The following is a 19,221-nucleotide window of genomic DNA, read 5'->3' as shown; positions in this document are numbered from 1 at the left end:
ATCACGGGGCCGTCGCGAAGCAGATGCTGGTCAACGTGGCTTCGGGCTGATCAACGTGCATCCTGCAGCCTCCGGCGCCGGCCGAAGCTGACCGCCATGTACCGCTGGACGTGGTGCGGATGTGGTGCGGACCGCGTAGGGCGGGTCTGTCAGACGGCGACGACGGTCAGGGAGCCGTCCAGCCCTTTGAAGTCGTCGGCGTTGCGGGTGAAGAGGGGAAGACCCTGGACGGATGCGATGGCGGCGATCATGAGATCCATCCTCCGGGGGCGTGGATCGCGGCCTGCGGCGATGGCAAGGGCCACGAGCGTGCCGTAGCGCGCGGGTGCGTCCCCGTCGAACGGGAGTGGGTCGAAATCGGCGACTGCCGCGCCCAGTTTTTCCATGCGGGCGGCGCGGATGGCAGCGTTCTTGGCCATGGCGACCCCTTGCTGCAACTCGGCCATTGTGATGGCGGTGAGTTCGGGGACTGCGGGAAGGTCTGCCGGGTCGAGCACGTCCAGATCGATGTACGTGCAGGTGTCGAGCACACCGGCCGGGTCGCGCTCAGCCATGGTTGCGCTGCCAGGGGTCGTCGTCGCCGGCACGGTCTTCGGTCCCGAAGAACTCGTCCGCTTCCTGCCGCATGGCGGCGGCGTCGACGCGCGGCAGCCTGCGGTGCCGTTCCACCAGCTCTTCGGCGCTCAGACGGCGCCTGCGGTGGAGGGGACGCAGTTCTGCGACCTCGGTGCCGTTGCGGGTGATGAGGTAGGTCTCGCCGGCTTCCACGGCGTCCATGACGGCTGCGGATCTGTTGCGGAACTCGCGCTGGGTGATGGTCTTCATGACGCGAGTGTAGCGCGTCGTGTCTCATGGTGCTACGAGCCGTTGGGGTGGTGTCGCTGGGCAAACGGGGCTGTGACCGTCGGGTGGCTGCCGTCGTCGAGGTCCGAAGTTGGGGCCATGGCCAGGAGGAGGCCGACTGTACAACTTCGCAACCCGCCAAAGACTCCGGAGCGAACGCCGGAAATGCCGAGGCGCTCGCGGCCCAAAGCCACCTGACCGCCCCGGCGCGCCCGTGCGGCTCGGACGTTCCAGCCGGCGGCGTGAAGACATCTGGGTGGCGGAGCCGCCGCACTCCGACAGGAGGAGGCGATGCAATTTTTCATCGGGAAATGACGGGGAGGTAATCGAGCCTCGAATGAATTAAGCCCCAGGTCCCTGACCTGGGGCCTTGCAATGGAGCAGATGACGGGAATCGAACCCGCGCTCTGAGCTTGGGAATCACGGGGGTCTTGGTGGCATCTTTGCTGGTCAGCTGTCCGCGCGGGCCCTGAAGTGTCCACGTGTCCACCGCCATTGATGTCCGTGGCGGACCGCACGGTACTGCTGTACATGGTGCGGATGCGGTGCGACGGTGATGCCTTACCGGTCGTGCAAGACGGTGGGCCGGGTGACGGGGACGACGGTGAGCAGGCCGTCGAGGCCCTTGTAGTCGTCGGGGTTGGTGGTAAAGAGGGGCAGTTCTTCGGCGATGGCGATGGCGGCGATCATGAGGTCGGCGACCCGGCGCCGTGGTTTGCGGCCGGCGCCGATGACGGCTGCGCAGACCCGACCGTAGATCCGGGCGGCGTCGGCGTCGAACGGGATGGGGTCGAACTCGTTCTCGGCGCGTTGCAGGATGTCCAGGCGGCGGCCCCGTTCGGCGTGCTCGTCGTAGTCGCTCTGCTCTTCGTTCCGGCGCACCTCGTGGGGGCCTGCGGAGAGTTCGGCGAGAGTGATGGCGCTGATCGCCACCTCGTCCGGGAGTTCGGCGGGGTCGAGCCACTTACGCAGGATGACGATGTTGGTGTCGAGTAGGCCCTGCGTGTACTCAGCGGGCATAGGGGTCGTCCGCTTCCTGCTCGGCGGTGGCGTCTTGGTCGGCCCTGAAGGCCTCCAAGGAGACGTCCGACGCGGTACGGGACATTGCGGCGAACTCCGCACGCGGAACGAACCGCCGACGGCGGCGCAGCGGGATCAGCTCCCCGATCTGATGCCCGTCGCGGGTGACGGTGAAGGACTGTCCGCTCTGGACGGCGTCCATGATCTCTTTGGATCGGCTGCGCAGGTCGCGCTGGGTGATCTCGGGCTGCGCTGACATGGCTCTACGGTAGCACGCGGTAGCACCACGTGCTGCGCTGGGTTGCGGCCCTGTCGGTCCCTTCAGTCAGACTCGCGGTATGAGTGTCAGATCGGATTTTTCACTGGATTTGCAACTGAAGCGTGTCCTGGACGTGGCTGTTCATCCCGAGGTGAAGGCGGCTCTCGTATCGGCGCGGGCGCACATGAACAGCGGAAGGGGAGGGCATCGCCGAGGCGGACAGGCCCTCATCCAGTTGCTGGAGGCGGTTCGCAGTCGTGCGGCCGATTTCGGTGAGTGGCAGGTCGTCCGGTTGGTCCAGGACTCCCTGGACTACGCCGAGGGCCGGATACTCAAGCCTGACTTCGATGAGCGATACCGCCTGTTCCAGGACGGAGCGCGAAATGAGAATCAGCGGGAATTCGTCGGAAACATGCTGTGGAACACCTTCCGCTTTGTCGCGGAGGCGAGCCGCGAGTACGTGGATCAACACCCCGAGGCCGGAGTGAACGAACTGATCGCGCACTTCGGTTCGCTCTCGCAGGACGCGCGGTTTCTCGACGCGCCCGAGGACCACCCGGGGCGCTACCGGGTGCTGCGTGGGCGGGCTGAGACAGCGGCGTGGTTGGAACGCGTCCTGCGTGAACGAGTGGACATCGAGGCGCCCGCCGAGGCCGCCCGCAGGATCGTCACCTCTCCCGAGGCGGTGGCCCTCCTTGCTGCCGACACGGAGGGGCAGATGCTCCTCAGAGCGGCGGAGTTGCAGCGACGGGCAGCCGGCCTGGAGGCTTTGCGCAGGGTCGTCGAGGACACCACGGCTTCCGAACACGCGCTCCAGCGCGCGTTGGAGGGGCAGCACTGGATCTTCGGCGGGCGGTTCGTCGGTGAGGCGGCCCACCGCAGGTTGGTGCCCGGGGACGAGGTCGACATTCCTCTGATCCGTGGTGACGGCGCCCTGCACGTCGTTGAGTTGAAGCGCTCAGCGAGCCTGGTTGGCCCGATGGTGAAGAAGCACCGAGGTTCGTGGGTACCTACCGCGCAGGTGCACGACGCTGTCGGCCAAGCGGTGAACTATCTCGTCGGCTTGGACGAGAGCCGTCAGCGGCTCCGCGAAGAACTCGGCATCGAGACGCGACGGACCAGCGCGATGGTGCTGATCGGACACCCGTCGGTTCAGCCCTCCGTTCCAGAGGAGTCGATCAACGAAGCACTTCGCATCTTCAATACCCATGTGAATCGTGTGGAGGTGCTTACGTACAAGGAGTTGGTCGATAACGCCGAGCGCTCCTTGGGAAGCGAGCCTTCGCTGTAATCCCGCAGGCATCAGGACAGCCTGCGGCTTGTCCTAGGAATCGCCGAGCCCTGCAGGGCGGCGATAGCGGTTTGCGGCCAAGAGAAAGCCCCAGGTCTTCGACCTGGGGCTTTTCTTTGGAGCGGATGACGGGAATCGAACCCGCGCTCTGAGCTTGGGAATCACGGGGCCCTTGTCGGCGCATGCGCTGGTCGGGTAGCCCGCTGACCGTCCGGCGCTTCATGACCGCGGGGATGCGGCTGGCTGTAGGTGCCCGCGGCGTACCGCTGGAACTGGTGCGGCAGTGGTGCGGCGTGACGCTCGCGCCTTGCGGTCGTGGAGCCGGAACGTCGAACCGGCGCGTTTGCTGCTTTGCGTGGCGGCCGAGAGCGGTCAGCCCTCGCGCGACCGTACTCTGTGCGGTGGGGAGTTGGCGGTCGCGTTTGCCCGTTCGGTGCCCCAAATGTCGCTTTCTCTGCAGTTGGTTCAGGACAGCCCCGCCCTCCAGAAAACCCGCAGGTCAGTAAGACCGCTCCCCGCACCCGCGGGGATGGACCCATGTCCGTCTTGAAACCGCGGCGGACGGTGCTCTGCTCCCCGCACCCGCGGGGATGGACCCATCGCCCGCTGGATGCCCGCCGAACCGTACTGCTGCTCCCCGCACCCGCGGGGATGGACCCGACGGCATGCTCAACAACGCGGCCACCACCAGCTGCTCCCCGCACCCGTGGGGATGGACCCACCCAGCAGGCCAGCCCGCCGTTCAACGTGACCTGCTCCCCGCACCCGCGGGGATGGGCCCGCCAACGTGAACGATCCGATGGGCGGCATTGCCTGCTCCCCGCACGCGCGGGGATGGACCTACCTCTCCCCCTCAGGGTGCATCCCCCTCGCCTGAGCCATGTACCAGTGTCAACTCGGCAAGCGGTGCGAGCGCTTCGGGCGCGAGTCGGGGAAGGAGCGGGATGGCTAGTGACCAGTTGTCGGTGGGGAGTAGCTTCAGGACGAGTGAACGAACGGCTTCTTTGTCGTAGGTGTCGCGGTCGCGTACGGCATGGGCGAGTGTCAGGTGGAGGCGCAGAGAGGCGTCCTCCGACGAAGGGTCGGTTGCCATCGTGATGTCGGTGCCCGCCAGATGAGTCGCGACCGCGGCCAGCGTGGAGGAGCGCATCTCCGATGTCGTCGCCGCCTCAGTGATACGTGCGGCTTCCTCAAGATCACCTTCCACTGCCTTGAGAACGGCGAGTTCGGCGTAGGGGATCTGATCGGGCGGGAGCGTGGGTACCCACCCGTGCACAGCATTGGCCACGCCGGCCGTGTCGGGTACACAGTGGAGCCGTTCCAGAAGTGCGAGGAGGACGACGGATGGAGGGTGCCATTGCTGCCGGGGCTCGTGCACGAAGGAACCTGCCCGGCACAGCAGCTCGCGAATCCGCGGTCCGGGCTGACGGATGTCTGGGAAAGCGAGGAGAAGTCCGGCCAACTGGGGGAGGGGGGAGAACGGGCTGCCGTGCCCGAGTCGCATCTCTACTGCCGCTATCACGGGGTCGATGAGTCGGGCGGCTGTCTGGGGATGTTGCTGGGCGAGACCGGCGGCGACTGCCGTCCGCGACTGGCGGATCTGCGCGCGGCGCGCGGCGGCCGGCATGTTGTCCTCCGGGTCCGTTCGCGTCGCCATCTCTTCGGCGCTGTCAGCCTCGCCGGCATGTGCCAGAGCTTGCGCGGTGAGGCCCCGCAGGACGGGATCGTGCAGGCCGCCTGCGAGCTGTGCTGCGGCCCGTGCGTAGTGGCGCGCCTCGACCTCGTGGCCGCCCTGTCCGCAGCCGATTGAGATAGCGGCCAGGTGGCGGCACTCGCGCGCTGGTTGCTGAGAAGCTGTGATCAGCCGATTCGCCAGGGCGAACTCCCCAACAAAACCGAGTCCTTGAACCAGCGCGTACGTCCCATGACTTCCGCTTGCCGCTGGTGCCGTGCGTGCGGGCAGGTGCCGGAGTGCATCTTCCAGACGCTCGCGGCCTAGCAGGAGGTTGCCGTCGTGCACCAGTTGCTGGGCCTGTCGCAGCAGCACGATGTGTTGCGGCGGTTGGGTTCCATGCTCATGCTGATCGGCCGGCGTTCCCTCGTGCTCCTTCTCGGGGAGCGGCTTCAGGCCGAAAAGCCCCAGACGCCTTGCGGTACGTTCCGTGCTCCTGCGGTCCTCGCCCGCCGCGAGGTTGGTTTCGCCGCGCTCCGCGAGATCGTCGCCGAGTAGGCCCGAACGCAGCATTTCACGATGAGTTGACACCAGATCCTTGAGCTTGGTGGGTGTCTCCAGAAAGGGCGCCACGTCGTTCGCCGCCTGACTGAGCCGCTCCAGCGTCGTGGACACCTCGCGTCGGAGATGGGCCTGGTCCGCAGGGGAGAGGGAAGCTGGGTCCGCCAGGGCTGCGGACAGCCGGACCACTGCTTCCTTCACGAGCCGACGCGCCGCCGCCTTGCTTCCTTTCAGTGCGGAAACGGCGACAGCGAGGACGTCCACAGCCGCCAGGCCGTCGCTCGCGTCCAGCTCGTCGCAGATCGCGATGATGCGCTCTCGGGCGAACTTGCCGCGGGACGGCATACGGCGGGCGATCGTCGCCCAGATGTCCACGGCGGCGGCCTTTGCTCGGGCGTCACCCGTGCCCAGGTCGTCGGCCCGCGCCTCGACGCCCGCCACCCAGTCCTGATCATCGTTCGTCGGCAGTGCGCTCAGCGCCGCGACGAGGGTCTCGATGTCGGCCGTGCCGCTGAGGACGACAGCTCGGAGCAGCATGAACGCGCTAAGGGACTCACCACGTGCGTGTAGTTCGTGTGCTGCCACGGCGATCTCCGCATAGGCGTCCGCGTCCCGAGCCGGAGGGGGAATGACCGGTCGGCGCGGCTCAGCGACGCCACTGCCTCCTCCGCGAGTGCGGCCGATCCCTTTCCCAGACCCTTTTCGCACATCAACAACGCGATCCGGGCAAGTGCCGCCGCTTCGACCACCGGGCCCGGCATCGTACGTGCCAGGGCACGAGCGCGGTTGAGATCACCGAGCTCCGCGCACAGCAGCATCGCGTCGAGCGATGATTCACGGGCAGCGCCCGTCAGGTGGGCGCGCGAGGCGGCACGTCGTACAGCTGTTGCGACATGCTCGGCGCCAACGTGACCCTTTTCGGCGTTCGGCTGCTCCTCGCTAAGCGCGTCCAACTGCGCGAGGGCGACGTCGTGTCCCGCCGTAGCCGCCAACCGCATCTGCCGGCCGGGGTCGAGCACGTACTCGCGCCTACGGTCGGGATCATCCAGTAAGTGCCGGTAGCGCTGAAGCAGGTAAGGAGGCGTCGTCTCCGGCCAGCCGGCGGAGCGCCAGAGCTCCGCCCAGGCGTGGAGCCGCGCTGTACGGCGTGCGACGCCAGTCGTTCCGAGGTCGCCGCGGACCGATCGCAGGATGTCGGAGTGGCTGAGCGCGTACGTTTCCGTCACCGCGTCGTCCAGCACGACGCAGCGCCCGTCCGAGCTGTGGATGAGGCGCTCGACCTGGCTGACCGGAACGTCGGCCAGCTCCGCCAGGTCCACCGCGCGCAGGCCCCCGCCCGCCACCGCGAGCAGCTCCATGACGGTGTTACCCAAGGGATGCGCCCGTAGCCGGTCGGCCTCGGCCCGCGAAACCGGTTCGATTGCGGTGGCCTGGGGTGAGGGGCCGAGTGTGCGGTAGCACTCGCGTCGGCATAGGGGGTGTTCGGCCGGTATGTCGCCGGAAGGCGGCCTGCTCCATCGTGTCGAAACGAGGATCCGCAGATCGGGGCCGGGGCGTACGGGCAGCAGCGCGGCGATGCTTCCGCCGGGGACGGCCCCGGATGTCCTGTTGCTTTGCGGCGCCAAACTGCCCTTGCCCCATGTGCAGTCGGCCCAGGCCGCATCCTCATCGAGGCCGTCAACGATGAGAAGCAGTTTCCGTCCCTGCGCGGCGCTCTTCGCAGCGACGCTGTCCAGGAGACGCGCCCACCCTTGGGCGTCACGAGGCAGCCTCTCCTGGAAGTCCTCACGTTGGTGGTTGAGGAAGGCGCGAAGTTGCCGTCCCACCACGGCGGTGAAATCAGCGCGGGTGTTCGTGCCGCGGGCCTCGGAGACGAAGAAGCTCACGACGTTGACGCTGCGCTCCGGTCTCTTCACGTAGTCAGCCAGCAGCGTCGTCTTGCCGACCGGACGTTCCGACTGCCAGCACAGGTAGGACGGCGCCGTTGGACCGGAGGCCCGGATGAAGGCGTGTATCGCGGCGCGTTCGTCCTCGCGTCCTGCCAGGCCGTCCGCGACTCGCAGCTCGGGCAGATGTGTTTGAACAAATCGCGCCTTCGGGTCCGGGGCGGGCGATTCGTGGCCGTGCCCCCGTCTCCTGCCCTTGTCTTGCTGCTCCGCGCTGAGTCCCCGCCCCGCGGCGCCCTGCCGCTGCGCCGCCCGCAGTGCCTTCGCCCAATCGGCGTCGTCGTAGGGACAACGGTGCCCATGCGCTTCAGCGGCCTCCCGTAAGCCCTTGATCAGCTCGACGAAGACCGGCTCAAGGCTCGCGGACGGGGCGGAGGTGCCGTTGCGCCAGTTGCGAAGGGTGGTGATGTTCAGGGCGCCTCCGGGGACGGTCGCGCTGGCGGCACGGAGGCTCAACCTCGATGCCTCCAACAGCTCTGCGACCATCGCACCCAGTCGCTCGCGGGGCGTGCCTTCATCGTTGTCCGACATCATCGGGCGGCCCCGCTTTCGGCAATAAGGGAATCGTACGCAAATTCGTATGTGCGGCGTGACCTGCGCCAATATCGACCGCGCGCCAGGTAGCCGTTGGTGGCACACCGCCCCACCGTCGGAAGCTGCGTCCATCGACCAAGAGGCCCTCGCGGCCTCCGATGGAAGGACTGCCGCTGTGTCCGTGCTCCCCGGACTGTTCCATGACACCGCAACGCTGACGACCACTTTCGGCCTGTTTTACGGAGGAACCCTGGCCCTCGTCACCCTCACCTCGGTACTGGCCCGCACCCCTGAGCGCCGCCGCGACGCCCGATCCACCCTGAGCATCCTCATGAGGAGGCGTCGCCCGAAGTAGCGGAACTTAACAGCTGAAGTGGCGCTGTCCCAGCGCTACTTGAAGAATGGCCTGCGCAGGCTGGGAGGTGTGGAAGACTGGTCCACGCGGAGGCCTCGTGTTCCCTCCCTGTCGGAACCTCCTGCCCCAGACCTTCTGAGGTGGGCGTTGTCGATAGCGAAGGAGTCGCCATGGCCGGCGATCCACGAGGATGGTTACGGCGTCATCGAGACGAGCTCCTGCTCATCGCGATCGCCGCGATCGCTTCCGCGTTAGCGGCCTGGGGGGTGAACAGCCTCCTGTAGCGGCCGTTCCTGGCGCTGTTAACGCCAGGAACGGCCCACCCTGGTCGTCTGTCGGGTCCGCCTCGGTAGCGCGGAGCGGACCCGCACAGGGGCCTCGGCATTTCTGTCGAGGGTGCCAGGGGCGCCGAGGAATCGGCGTTCGTCCAGTGTAGGTGGCCGTTCCTGCCTGGTCACGGTTCGTCTCGCGGCCGGGAGAATACCGGTCGCGAGACGGATTCCCGCGCCAGCGGGAATGGCCCGTTAACAGCCGTCGTGGCGCTGTTCGAGCTTCCCCGCGTGCGCGGGGCTGTAGGTCTGCCGTCCCTGAAACGTCGGGGGCGGCAGACCGATGGCGAATCCCCCATCTCGTACCGCTGCAACTGTTAGCGTTCTTGTCGTACCGCGCTGTCACCACCTGGCCTGTCGGCCTGACTAGGAAGCGATACCAGGCTTGCCCGAAGTGCGCACCCACGATCTCGTAGAGCAGCGGCCCCGCTGGGATCCCAGATACCAGCCGTGCATCCCGACTGTCACGCTCGACGGTGCCGTGGCCCACCACTCGTTGTGTGCCCTTCTCTCGGAGGCCGACGCCCTCAGTACCATCAACTGCACGACTCCGGGCGAAACCGTTGCCGTCATCGAGTACTTGATGGCCATCTGCTTCGCGTCGAAGACCTGTCCCTCGTCCGACGAGGAGTGGTGTGCGTGGATCGCCGCCGAGCACAGTCTCAGCGGTGCGTCCGACTGGCTGACCATCCAGCCGGACCAGGAGTGGGACCTGTTCAGCCCCGAGTCCCCGCTCGGCCAGAACCGCAATCTCGCACCGGAGATGCCCGAAAGCGGCACAGGGCCAGCTCAGTTGGTGATCGAGCACGTCGGCGACTACAACCAGCACTTCGACCATCACCACCTCGAACGAGGTGAGACCCTGCCCGCCGCCGACGCGTTCCGCGCCATGCTCACGCAGCACGTATACGCCCCGTACGGTCGCGCACGCATATCCGGCAAGAATCTCGGTGCCACCGTCACAAACCTGGCCGCCGGGCGGCTGTTGGGGCGAGTTCGCGTCGTCGCCCTGGGCCGGACCCTGGGCGAGACTCTGCGCCTCAACCTCTACCCGCCCACTGGCACGGGCGAGTCCTTCAACACGTCGTGGACCAGCGGCTCCATCGAACGCCGGACTTTCGCGGTGAAGGCGAAGCCCAGAACACCGGAGAATTCCGCCGACCTCCATAGCGCTCTCGGCCGGTCGGTGCTTCTGCATCCGGCACGCGGAGCGCACGGTCAGGCCGTCGTCGACCGCGTGCTCATCGGTGCCGGTGAGGTTCTCGAACTCGACCCGGAGCGCGATCTCCAGGACGCCGCTTACGTGGACACGGCTGCCGGTCGCAAGCCGCTGTGGCCATCCCCCACCAGAGCGCAGTGGCGAGACGCGCACGCGTTGTACGGCGCGGTGATGGAAACCCCAACAGGTATGTACGCCCGTCTGCGGTCCTTGCCCCACGAGCGGAAAGGCCCCGGCGCTCCTTACCAGATGTGGGCGGTAGGACTCCTCGCCAACAAGACTCTGCCTGTTGCCTGGACACAGGGCACCTATCCGTACGCCCCCGCCCTGACCAGGCACCTGCACCGCGCCTCGTACCGCGGTTCCAAGATTGCCGAGTACATCGCCGACAGCCTCAGACGCGCGGCCGTGATCGCCTCGGAAACGGCGTATCCGGCCATGCGCGCAGCGGACGGCAGCGCGCAGTTGGCCCGCTTCGACGGCCGGTGGGAGTTCTGGCCTGCGGCCTCCGTGCCCTTCTACAGCCTGCTCGACGAGGTGATCGACGCGGGAGCGGTGGACGACGACGATCCTGTCTCGGCCCCTCTGGTCGACTACGCCTGCATCTTGATGAAAGCGGCGCGTGCCCACCTGGCCCACCGTCTCGACTCCCTGCCGCCCAACGATCGGGGAAACCGCGCGCGGGCCCGGGCCCAGCAGCGCTTCGAGGACGACATGAACAGCGACAAGGCACCCGCCGAACTGCGAGGGGAGACCGCACATGACTGAAGACGGCAGCCTCGACGATCCCGTCGCCGCTGATGTCTTCCCGCACGACAGTGCCGCCCTGACCGCGTGGCTCACCACGCTCGTGCGCAATCGCGAGTACGGCACGCTCGCCGATCTGCGCCGCGCGAAGGAACCGACCAACGCCCATATTCGGGCCGGCTGGTACGGCGGAGACAAGCACCGCGAGATCTTCGAGAAGGTGGCCTTCCTCTTCGCGATCTACCACCAGGGCCGCCCGGTGCCCTCGTACGGCTACGGCAGTTTGGGCGCCGCGGCACGCCGGATCGGAGACGGTACAGGGCGCGGTCCGGACAACCCGGGGGCGCAGCGCCTACTGGACCGGGTGGTCGCCAGCCGCCGCATCCCCTGGCGTCACCTCCAGCACGCGATCACACGGCTCCGAGCGTGTGATCAGGCGCCGCCCTCGTGGGCCCAGCTCACCGAGGACCTGATCCGCTGGAACGACCGGAAGGCGCGTGTCGCCTACCAGTGGTCGGTCGAGTTCCACACTCCGGCGACGCGGAGCCGGGCAGCCCAGAGCAAGCAGACGACCCGGAAGGACGCGACCACGTGACCGAGGCCCGACGAAGCCAGTTCCTGTCCCTGCACCTGCTGGAGACCCTCGTCGCGGTGCTCCCGGTAAGGGACGAGAACGGGCAGCCCAAGAGCCTTGTGTACGGCGGGGCCGAGCGGCACATGATCACCAGCCAGGCGCGCAGGCGGGCCGAACGGGTCCACGCACGCAACCGCGCCAACGCCGGGCTCGGCGCACTCGCCAACCGGAGCATGGGTATCCGGACTCGGGAATGGGCGCTCCTGACCGGTCAGGCGCTTGAATCCGAGCACGGCTGGGCGAAGGACGAGGCGGTCACCACCGCGCGGGCAGTCATCGAGGCCAGCGGTCTGAAGTTCGGCGACCCGAACAAGAAGACCGTCGCCAACCTGACCAAAGTCCTGGTCTTCGCGCCCGAGGACGCGGGCGTACGAATCGCCGGCCACATCTCCGACCACGCCGATGATCTCAGGGAATGGCGGGAGAACTACCTCCGGGCCCAGGCGGAGGCCGCCAAGAAATCCCGCCGCGGAGCGAAGAAGGCGGACGCACTGCTGCCGGAGGAACAGGGTGCGACGGATGCCGCCGCTGCGGCGCTCCCGCCCCTGCCCAAGGCCACCCGTGACGCGGTCCTCCTCGCCCTCGCCCCGCGCGACGCGGTCGACATCGCCCTCTACGGACGCTTCCTCGCCGAGATCGCCGACTCGCCGAACGTCGACGGGGCCGTACAGAGCAGCCACGCCTTCACCGTTCAAGAGGCGGAGCAGATCGACGACTTCTACGCGGCGGCCGACGACGCGAAGCTCGACCGTAAGCGGAACGCCCTCAACTTCCTCGACGCCGCGGACGACGCCGGCGCGGGCATGACGGGGTACCAGTCGCTCATCTCCGGAACCTTCTACCGGCACGCGGTTCTCGACCGGATCCAGCTCCGCACCAACCTGCGCGCGGCCGGAATGCCGCAGAGCGAGGCGGAGGAGGCTGCCGCGGACGCGGAGAAGGAATTCGTCAACGCGTTCGTAGAGGCTTTTCCGGAGGCCAAGAAGAACTCCACCGCGTCCACCGGGTCGCTGCCCGCCCTGGTCCTGGCCTTCGAGGGTGAACGCCCCTACAACTACGCGGCCGCTTTCCAACTGCCCGTCGACGAGACGCCGGTGGACGCCGGCGGCGAGGGTCCGGCGGGACCCGCGGCCGTCCGCAGACTCCTACGCCACCACGCCTTCGTCAGCAAGCGCCGCGACGATCTCCGTACCGCGCGCGTCCTCACCTACGACCCCCAGGTCGACGAGGTCTTGAGGGAGCCGCAACTGTCCCTGTCCGCCGAGGTGGTGGAGAAGATCGAGGACCTCACCCCATGACCGACAGCCACGTCCTGCTCATCCGACTGGCCGGGCCCATCCAGTCCTGGGGAGTGGCCAGCCGGTTCGCGCGCCGCGACACCCACCCCCGGCCCACCAAGTCAGGTGTGATCGGACTGTGCGCGGCGGCGCTCGGCCTCGACCGTGACGAGCCTCTGGGCGAGCTGGCCGCGGTGCTGTTCGGCGTTCGCGCGGACCATCCCGGTGTTCCGCTGCGCGACTTCCACACCGTGGGCGGCGGGAAGTATCCGGTCCGGCCGCGCGACCTCGCCACCGATCATCGCCGGGCAGCAGCCGTGGAAGCTGCCACGGGGGCGGTGGAGGACGTACGGTCCGCTTCCGGCGATCCGGCTGTCCATGCCTTCGGGCGCGAGGCGCTGGAGAGCTGGTACGGGGCTCCGAAGAGAATTGCCGCCGATCCGGTCTCGGGAGCCCTGGTCTCCGCGGAGGTCCGTCGCCATCCCATGGTCACCGAACGCTGGTATCTCGCCGACGCGACCTTCCTCGTCGGGCTCCAGCATCCGGACCGGACGCTCCTCGAAGGCGTTGCCCATGCTCTTGAGCACCCCAAGCGGTTGCTCTGGCTCGGCCGCAAAGCCTGTCCGCCTACCGGGCAGCTTGCCCTCGGCGTCGTATCAGGCGCATTGAAGGACGTCTTCGAGACGAGGTCCCTCCTTCCTGCCGTCGGCGCGTCGTCCGGACCGTCGGCAGGTACCCGCACCTGGGCCTGGATCGAGAGCCGAAAGCCGCTCCCAGGCGTCGGCCCTGTCCAGGACCAGCCTGTGCGGTTCGACGCGGACGGCCCCGAGCATGGCCTCCGATGGGAGACCCGCCACCGCATCACCATCGCCCCGCACGCCAGCGAATGGGACATCATCCCGTGACCACCACACCCACCGGCACCGGTTCCGGAGCGAGGTTCGTCACCACGCACACCTTGCTCACCCTGGACGCGCGGCACCCCTTCGTCGCCAAGTCCCTGCTCGACGCCCAGGACATGCACCGGACCGTCATGAGCGGCTTCCGCGGCTGGGCCGAAGAGGGCAGCAGCGACGCCCGCTCCCAGATGGGTGTCCTGTCGACGTGGACTGTCGACCTCCGCAAAGCACAGCTCTCCCTGGTCGTGCAGTCCGGTGTCCCCGGTGACTGGAGTCGCGTTCCCCGAGCCGCGCTTGCCGAGAAACCGCACACCCTCACCATCGACCGCACCTTCCATACGGGCGAGAAGCTCGCCTTCCGCACGGTCGTCAACCCCGTTCACAGCCGGCCGCAGCCTTCCAGTTCGCCCTCGGTCAGGGTCCGGGGCAAACGCGTGGCCCACACCCGTCCCGACCACATCAAGACCTGGTTCGCCCGCCGCCTCCAACCCGTCGGCGAGCCGGCCGCCGCCTCCGACGGCGTGACTCGCATCGGCGCCGTCGCCGACACCGACTGCCTGGTCCTCCGTGTTCTCCCGACCGTCTCCAGCACCACCGCCCACAAGGGCCTGCGCGTCGCCCGCGCCGAGATCAAGGGCACTCTCACCATCACGGACCCCCCGGCGTTCGTCGCGGCTCTCACACGCGGCATCGGCCACGCCCGCGCCTACAGCTGCGGGCTGATCCTGGTGCGGTGAGGCGCCGCCACGGAAGGGACGGGCCAGGCCATGGCGGTGCTGGGCGAGAGCGGTGCCGTCGTGGTCTGGGTCGGCGAGAACGGCGTGCGGTTCTACGCTGGCGGCCGGGCGCTGACCAGGTCCTCCGCCTTGGTCGAGGCCCAGGCGGTGGCGTGGGCCAACCAGCGGACCCGGCTGGATGTCGCGCGGGCCATGTACCGGCTGCGCTTTCCCGACGAGGACCCGGCCGGTTGTACGAGGCGCCAACTGCTGGGCCGGGAGGGCGACCGCGTCAAGCGCTGCTACGCGCAGGAGTCGGCCCGTACGGGGGTCCCGTGGCGCGGCCGGCGATTCACCCCCGGCGACTTCGGCAGTGGCGACGCACCCAACCAGGCGGTCACCGCTGCCGCCCAGTGCATGTACGGCATCGCCCAGACCGTGGTAGCCGCCCTGGGCTGCAGTCCCGGACTCGGCTTCGTGCACTCGGGTCACGAACTCTCCTTCGTCCTGGATGTCGCCGACTTCTACAAGACCGACATCGGCATTCCGGTCGCCTTCGAGGTCGTCGCAGAGGGCCCGGAGGACATTGGCCCCCGCACCAGGCGGGCGCTGCGTGACCGGATCAACACCACCGGGCTGCTTGACCGATGCGTACGAGATATCCAGACCTTGTTCGCGCCCTTGGGCGCGACCCTGCCGGACGACAGTGACCACGTCACGCTCCTGTCCGACCGGGGCGACGAGGTGGCTGCCGGCCGCAACTACGGTGAGGGTGAGACCGACTCGGTCCACGGCGGTGTCCTGGTGCAGGACGTTCGGGCGCAGGACGTTTTGGTTCGGGACGGCGTCATCTGGTGACCATCATCGTCCTCACGCACTGCCCGGTCGGCCTGCGCGGATTCCTCACCCGCTGGCTCCTGGAGATCTCCCCCGGCGTCTTCCTCGGCAATCCCTCCGCCCGAATCCGCGACGCTCTGTGGGACGAGGTCCGCCAGTACGCCGGCAACGGTCGTGCCCTGCTCGCCTATTCCACCAACTCCGAGCAGGGCTACACCTTCCGCACTCACGCCACAAGTGGCATCCCGTCGACCACGAGGGCCTCACCCTCATCCTCCGCCCGGCAGATCGCCAGCCGGATCGTCCCTCTCCGGACGGCTCGTCTCCCTCTACCGGCTGGAGTAAGGCGTCCAAACGCCGCCGCTTTGGGAATCGCGCGCCGTAGTCCCATGGAGCGGCGAGTGTCGCGCCGTCAGTAGCAGCTTCCGCATGCCCGTACCGCCAGGGGCTGTATGAGCGGCTCCTCTGCGGACTGCCGATCCGCAGGGGGGGGCGAACCCCACTTGACGGGGCAGCAGCCCGAAGAGATCTTCCAACTGCCGTGAGGCTCCACCAGCCTGCCGCCCCACAGGCTCTGAACTGTGCCACCGTGTACGGGCGCTCGTCTCGATCCCACCGTGACGGCGTGCGCAGCGGTCCGGGATCACGTGCAGCGCGAAGTCTCGGTGGCCGCACCAGAAATGCCCACAGGGCGTCCGCGTAACCTGTCATGTGGACAGCTGGGGCACGCGAGGTGCCTTTTGTCCCGTATGTTCTTTTCTCTCATCCTTGCTGAAACAAGCGCTGCCCCTTGATGAAACCGCAGCTCAGGAAGACCGCTCCCCGCGCCCGCGGGGATGGACCCCGCGCGCAGCAGACCGTGCAGGGCCAGGCGCACCGCTCCCCGCGCCCGCGGGGATGGACCCTTTTGCTCGACGGCCCACTCCACCGCCGCCAGCCGCTCCCCGCGCCCGCGGGGATGGACCCATCTTTCGGACGCCCAGTTCGCCCCAGCGCTCCCGCTCCCCGCGCCCGCGGGGATGGACCCCCCCGCAGCACGGCCGAGGCCATCGCATGGGCCCGCTCCCCGCGCCCGCGGGGATGGACCCGAACTTCTTTCGCTCTGCACGAACCCCGCGCCCCGCTCCCCGCGCCCGCGGGGATGGACCCTACGTGCAGGCCATCCTCGCCGCGATGGCGAACCGCTCCCCGCGCCCGCGGGGATGGACCCTCCGTCGCGATCAAGGACAGGTCCTCGCGCGCCCGCTCCCCGCGCCCGCGGGCCTGTAGCCTGTTCGGGTGTGGGTTATCCGGGACCTTTCTTGGCGCTCTGACCGGGTCTCCACCGCGTCGCGGATGCCAGCACCGGGTGATTTGCAGCGTGCGGCAACGGCGCGGGGCTGAGCAGAGGCTCGGATGTTCGGGGCTCGCCCTTGCGAGCGATCGCTGTGATTGATCTGGGGGGGCGCCGTGTACTGGGCTTGGTCCGTAGCCGAGAGCGAGTTGGCGGAGGCGCTTCCGCGGCGCTGGGCGCACTCCCAAGGTGTTGCGGCGCGAGCCGAGGGGTTGGCGGAACTGCTTGGTGAGCAGGCGGCTCTTCTTCGCTCGGCGGCGGTGCTGCATGACGTCGGCTACGCGCCCCGCCTGGCGGTCACCGGGTTCCATCCGCTGGACGGCGCGCGATTCCTTCGGGACCAGCACACGGCTGACGACCGGCTGACGAGGCTCGTGGCCAACCATTCGTTCGCGCTCCTCGAGGCCGAGGAGCGCGGACTGCGGGAGACGTTGGAGGACGAGTTCCCCCTGCTGAAGGACCAGCTGCTCGTCGACGCGCTGGTGTACTGCGACATGACGACGACACCGGGCGGAGAGCCGACCACCGCGGGGGAGCGTGTCGCGGAGATCGTCGGCCGGTACGGGGCGGACAGCATCGTGGGCAGGTTCATCCGGCGGGCGGAGCCGGAGATCGTCGCTGCTGTCGGACGTATCGAGAAGGGGCTGGCCGCGGTTCAGCCGAGGTAGGGGTAGGTGCCGGCGAGGTAGTCGCCTATCTGCTGGCGCATGCTGGGGTGGATGTCGTACTGGTCGAGGTCGTCGGGTTGAACCCAAAGGACGCCGTCGGCCTCGTTGTTGATGGTGGGCTCGCCGCCGATCGGGCGGCCGATGTAGGTGTTCTCGTACTGCTGTCGGATCTCGCCGTCGGTGTAGGCGACGATGTGCTTCGGGTTGGTGTAGACGCCCAGGAAGCCGTTGATCTCCGCGATGATGCCGGTCTCTTCGAGACACTCGCGGATCGCGCACTGGGCAGCGGTCTCACCGATGTCCTGGGCCCCGCCGGGCAGCGCCCACTGCCCGGTGTCGCGACGGCGTTGGAGGAGGATCGCGCCGGCCTCGTCCACGACCAGGAGGTTGCTGGCGGGGATGAGGGTGTTTGCCTTGGGAGCGTGGGGGTCGTTGTAGTACTCAGTCCTGCCCATGCGTGGCGGTTTTCTCGCTCTCGGGTGTCCAGGGGTGCGCGCCGGCCCAGACGTGGTCGAAGCTGTGAGCGTAGTCGTCGAACCAGCCCCCCGCCCCCGCCCACTTGAGGTGCAGGATCGGGTTCGCGCTCGCTGGCTGACCGAGGACGTGCGGATTCACCAGGAGTGTGTCGTCGTAGCGGAAGAGCGAGTTGTAGAGGGTCGTGTCATGTGACGGACCTCGCATCCGGCCACCGTCAACAGCGAGCGGTAGTAGAAGAGAGAAGCGCGGATCTTGGCGGCCAGCGTGTCGCCGATGCCCTCCTCACGACCGCGGTTGGCGACCGCCTGGCCGTCGGGCGCGCCGAAACACAGCCGGACCCGGACTCCGGCGGCCGCGCGGGTCGCGAGCATCCTGGCCACGTGCGGGTTGCTCTGGGCGAAGAACGTCCCGGAGAAGACGAGCACGTCGATCTGTTCCTGTGCTTGTTGGAGCAGGGCGAGCCACATCTCCCGTGGCACGCTGGCCCGGTTCTGGAAGGTGCCGATCAATTCGGTGCTGCGGGCACCCCCTGTCGGCCTGCTCGACGCTTGCTCGACGGGCCAGAGGAAGGACTCCTCCACGCGGAGGTGCTCAGCGACGCGGTAGCGGTGGCGCGGGTGCGGGATGCGTCCGCCGAGCCAGCGGCCGACGGTCTTCGGGTCGACCTCGCAGGCTGCGGCGAGTAACTCGGGCGTCACACCACGCTGGGCGAGTACAGAGTGGAGTCGCTCGTTCACAAAGGCCATACAAGCCGACGGTGTTGCGGGTGGGCAAGCCTCTTCCGCCGGCCCGGGAGCGGAATCGACGGTTCCCGTGTCACGAATACGCTGGACGTATGGCGCTCATCGTTCTGTGGGACATCGACCACACGCTCATCGACAACGCCGGCGTGAGCAAGGAGATCTACGCTGCCGCTTTCGAGATCGTGGCGGGCTGCCCCGCTGCGCGGCCGGCGGTCACCGAGGGACGTACGGACCGTCTGATCATGCGGGAGATGTTCCAGCGGAACGGCGTGGACGAACCCGCGTGGGCGGAGGTCGAAGCCGCACTCGCGCGGGCGGGCGAGGAACGGTCGGGCGAGCTTCGCAAGCGCGGATCAGCGCTCCTTGGAGTACGTGATGCGCTCAAGAGCGCCTCGGCGCAATCGGGTTGGGTGTCCTCCGTCCTGACCGGCAATGTCGCGGCCAACGCCCGTGTGAAGCTCTCGGCCTTCGATCTCGACTCCCTCGTCGATCTGTCGGTCGGCGCGTATGGTGCCGACGCCCTGGAGCGTCCACACCTTGTGGATGTCGCCCGTCGTCGCATTCAGCGGGACCGCGGCCTGGCCGAGGGGACGCCCACCGTGCTCGTGGGAGACACACCCCGGGACGTCGAAGCTGCCCGCGCCTCAAGCGCGCACATCATCGCCGTGGCCAGTGGTGTCGACAGCCCGTCCGCACTCGCAGCCGCCGGCGCGTCCGTCGTACTGCCGGACCTCTCGGACACCGACGGTGTCCTCGGTCTGCTGAAGGACGTCGAGCGGGGCTGAAAACGTCCCAGGACGTCCCTGGAGCGTCCCTTTACGCGGTGATGCGGTCCCGAACCGCCGGGCCACTATCAGAGCC

15 protein-coding genes, 3 pseudogenes and 2 CRISPR repeat arrays are annotated in these 19,221 nt (G+C 68.2%); of the genes and pseudogenes, 10 read left to right on the top strand and 8 right to left on the bottom strand.

Annotated features, from left to right (window positions below; translation table 11 throughout):
* Window positions 1-149: 149 nt before the first annotated feature.
* From AC3EVP_RS19800 to AC3EVP_RS19785, 4 genes are all read right to left on the bottom strand, one after another.
* On the bottom strand, window positions 150-554 hold the full coding sequence (locus AC3EVP_RS19800) for a type II toxin-antitoxin system VapC family toxin (protein WP_435131466.1): 405 nt from the start codon (window positions 552-554) through the stop codon (window positions 150-152).
* Window positions 547-825 (bottom strand): type II toxin-antitoxin system Phd/YefM family antitoxin, encoded by a 279-nt coding sequence (locus AC3EVP_RS19795; RefSeq protein WP_335981018.1) that lies wholly within the window; start codon window positions 823-825, stop codon window positions 547-549. Before AC3EVP_RS19795 ends, AC3EVP_RS19800 begins: the two co-directional genes overlap by 8 nt.
* A 579-nt stretch (window positions 826-1,404) precedes the next feature.
* The gene (locus tag AC3EVP_RS19790; RefSeq protein WP_335981017.1) at window positions 1,405-1,863 is read right to left on the bottom strand and encodes a type II toxin-antitoxin system VapC family toxin; all 459 of its coding nucleotides are present in this window, start codon (window positions 1,861-1,863) and stop codon (window positions 1,405-1,407) included.
* Entirely contained in the window at window positions 1,853-2,122 is a 270-nt protein-coding gene (locus AC3EVP_RS19785) for a type II toxin-antitoxin system Phd/YefM family antitoxin (RefSeq protein WP_335981016.1), read from the bottom strand. The genes AC3EVP_RS19790 and AC3EVP_RS19785 overlap by 11 nt, the downstream gene beginning before the upstream one ends.
* A gap of 79 nt (window positions 2,123-2,201) precedes the next feature.
* Between AC3EVP_RS19785 and AC3EVP_RS19780 the strand changes: the two genes are divergently transcribed.
* Window positions 2,202-3,413 (top strand): Shedu anti-phage system protein SduA domain-containing protein, encoded by a 1,212-nt coding sequence (locus AC3EVP_RS19780; protein ID WP_435131464.1) that lies wholly within the window; start codon window positions 2,202-2,204, stop codon window positions 3,411-3,413.
* Window positions 3,414-3,921: 508 nt separating this feature from the next.
* Window positions 3,922-4,255: a CRISPR direct-repeat array (repeat unit 29 nt; unit sequence CTGCTCCCCGCACCCGCGGGGATGGACCC).
* 11 nt (window positions 4,256-4,266) lie between these two features.
* Here the strand turns inward: AC3EVP_RS19780 and AC3EVP_RS19775 are convergent.
* Complete coding sequence (locus AC3EVP_RS19775; protein WP_435131462.1) at window positions 4,267-6,183, bottom strand: hypothetical protein; 1,917 nt, start codon at window positions 6,181-6,183, stop codon at window positions 4,267-4,269.
* Entirely contained in the window at window positions 6,120-8,126 is a 2,007-nt protein-coding gene (locus AC3EVP_RS19770) for a hypothetical protein (RefSeq protein WP_435131461.1), read from the bottom strand. Before AC3EVP_RS19770 ends, AC3EVP_RS19775 begins: the two co-directional genes overlap by 64 nt.
* 1,078 nt (window positions 8,127-9,204) lie before the next feature.
* Between AC3EVP_RS19770 and AC3EVP_RS19765 the strand changes: the two genes are divergently transcribed.
* The 8 genes and pseudogenes from AC3EVP_RS19765 to AC3EVP_RS19730 all read left to right on the top strand — a co-directional run bounded on the left by AC3EVP_RS19765 (window position 9,205) and on the right by AC3EVP_RS19730 (window position 17,140).
* A complete protein-coding gene (locus AC3EVP_RS19765) occupies window positions 9,205-10,797 on the top strand; it encodes a type I-E CRISPR-associated protein Cse1/CasA (RefSeq protein ID WP_435131459.1) in 1,593 nt (530 codons plus the stop codon).
* On the top strand, window positions 10,790-11,371 hold the full coding sequence (gene casB / locus AC3EVP_RS19760) for a type I-E CRISPR-associated protein Cse2/CasB (protein WP_435131458.1): 582 nt from the start codon (window positions 10,790-10,792) through the stop codon (window positions 11,369-11,371). The genes AC3EVP_RS19765 and casB overlap by 8 nt, the downstream gene beginning before the upstream one ends.
* Complete coding sequence (locus AC3EVP_RS19755; protein ID WP_435131456.1) at window positions 11,368-12,708, top strand: type I-E CRISPR-associated protein Cas7/Cse4/CasC; 1,341 nt, start codon at window positions 11,368-11,370, stop codon at window positions 12,706-12,708. The genes casB and AC3EVP_RS19755 overlap by 4 nt, the downstream gene beginning before the upstream one ends.
* Complete coding sequence (cas5e, locus tag AC3EVP_RS19750; RefSeq protein ID WP_435131455.1) at window positions 12,705-13,592, top strand: type I-E CRISPR-associated protein Cas5/CasD; 888 nt, start codon at window positions 12,705-12,707, stop codon at window positions 13,590-13,592. Before AC3EVP_RS19755 ends, cas5e begins: the two co-directional genes overlap by 4 nt.
* Window positions 13,589-14,323: a type I-E CRISPR-associated protein Cas6/Cse3/CasE gene (locus AC3EVP_RS19745; protein ID WP_435131453.1), complete on the top strand. Its 735-nt coding sequence runs from the start codon at window positions 13,589-13,591 to the stop codon at window positions 14,321-14,323. The genes cas5e and AC3EVP_RS19745 overlap by 4 nt, the downstream gene beginning before the upstream one ends.
* 15 nt (window positions 14,324-14,338) lie before the next feature.
* Window positions 14,339-15,160 (top strand): annotated as a pseudogene (gene cas1e, locus AC3EVP_RS19740) (type I-E CRISPR-associated endonuclease Cas1e); the annotation flags it as partial.
* Window positions 15,157-15,524: pseudogene (gene cas2e / locus AC3EVP_RS19735) on the top strand (type I-E CRISPR-associated endoribonuclease Cas2e). The pseudogenes cas1e and cas2e, both read left to right, overlap by 4 nt.
* 430 nt (window positions 15,525-15,954) lie before the next feature.
* Window positions 15,955-16,410: direct repeats of the CRISPR family, unit length 29 nt; unit sequence CCGCTCCCCGCGCCCGCGGGGATGGACCC.
* Window positions 16,411-16,588: 178 nt separating this feature from the next.
* Window positions 16,589-17,140, top strand: a complete 552-nt coding sequence (locus AC3EVP_RS19730) for an HD domain-containing protein (RefSeq protein ID WP_435131452.1) — start codon at window positions 16,589-16,591, stop codon at window positions 17,138-17,140.
* Here the strand turns inward: AC3EVP_RS19730 and AC3EVP_RS19725 are convergent.
* Together AC3EVP_RS19725 and AC3EVP_RS19720 are read right to left on the bottom strand one after the other, a co-directional pair.
* A complete protein-coding gene (locus tag AC3EVP_RS19725) occupies window positions 17,128-17,595 on the bottom strand; it encodes an NUDIX hydrolase (protein WP_435131450.1) in 468 nt (155 codons plus the stop codon). The genes AC3EVP_RS19730 and AC3EVP_RS19725 overlap by 13 nt on opposite strands.
* Window positions 17,582-18,354: pseudogene (locus AC3EVP_RS19720) on the bottom strand (DUF5919 domain-containing protein). The gene AC3EVP_RS19725 and the pseudogene AC3EVP_RS19720 overlap by 14 nt, the downstream one beginning before the upstream one ends.
* A gap of 98 nt (window positions 18,355-18,452) precedes the next feature.
* On the opposite strand from AC3EVP_RS19720, the gene AC3EVP_RS19715 reads away from it, so the two are divergent.
* Window positions 18,453-19,145 carry an HAD family hydrolase gene (locus tag AC3EVP_RS19715; protein WP_435131449.1) on the top strand — a complete coding sequence of 231 codons (693 nt, stop codon included), beginning with the start codon at window positions 18,453-18,455 and terminating at the stop codon, window positions 19,143-19,145.
* Window positions 19,146-19,221 lie beyond the last annotated feature (76 nt).

The organism is Actinacidiphila sp. bgisy144, from assembly GCF_057708105.1.
This window is presented reverse-complemented; position numbering and strand designations above follow the sequence as displayed.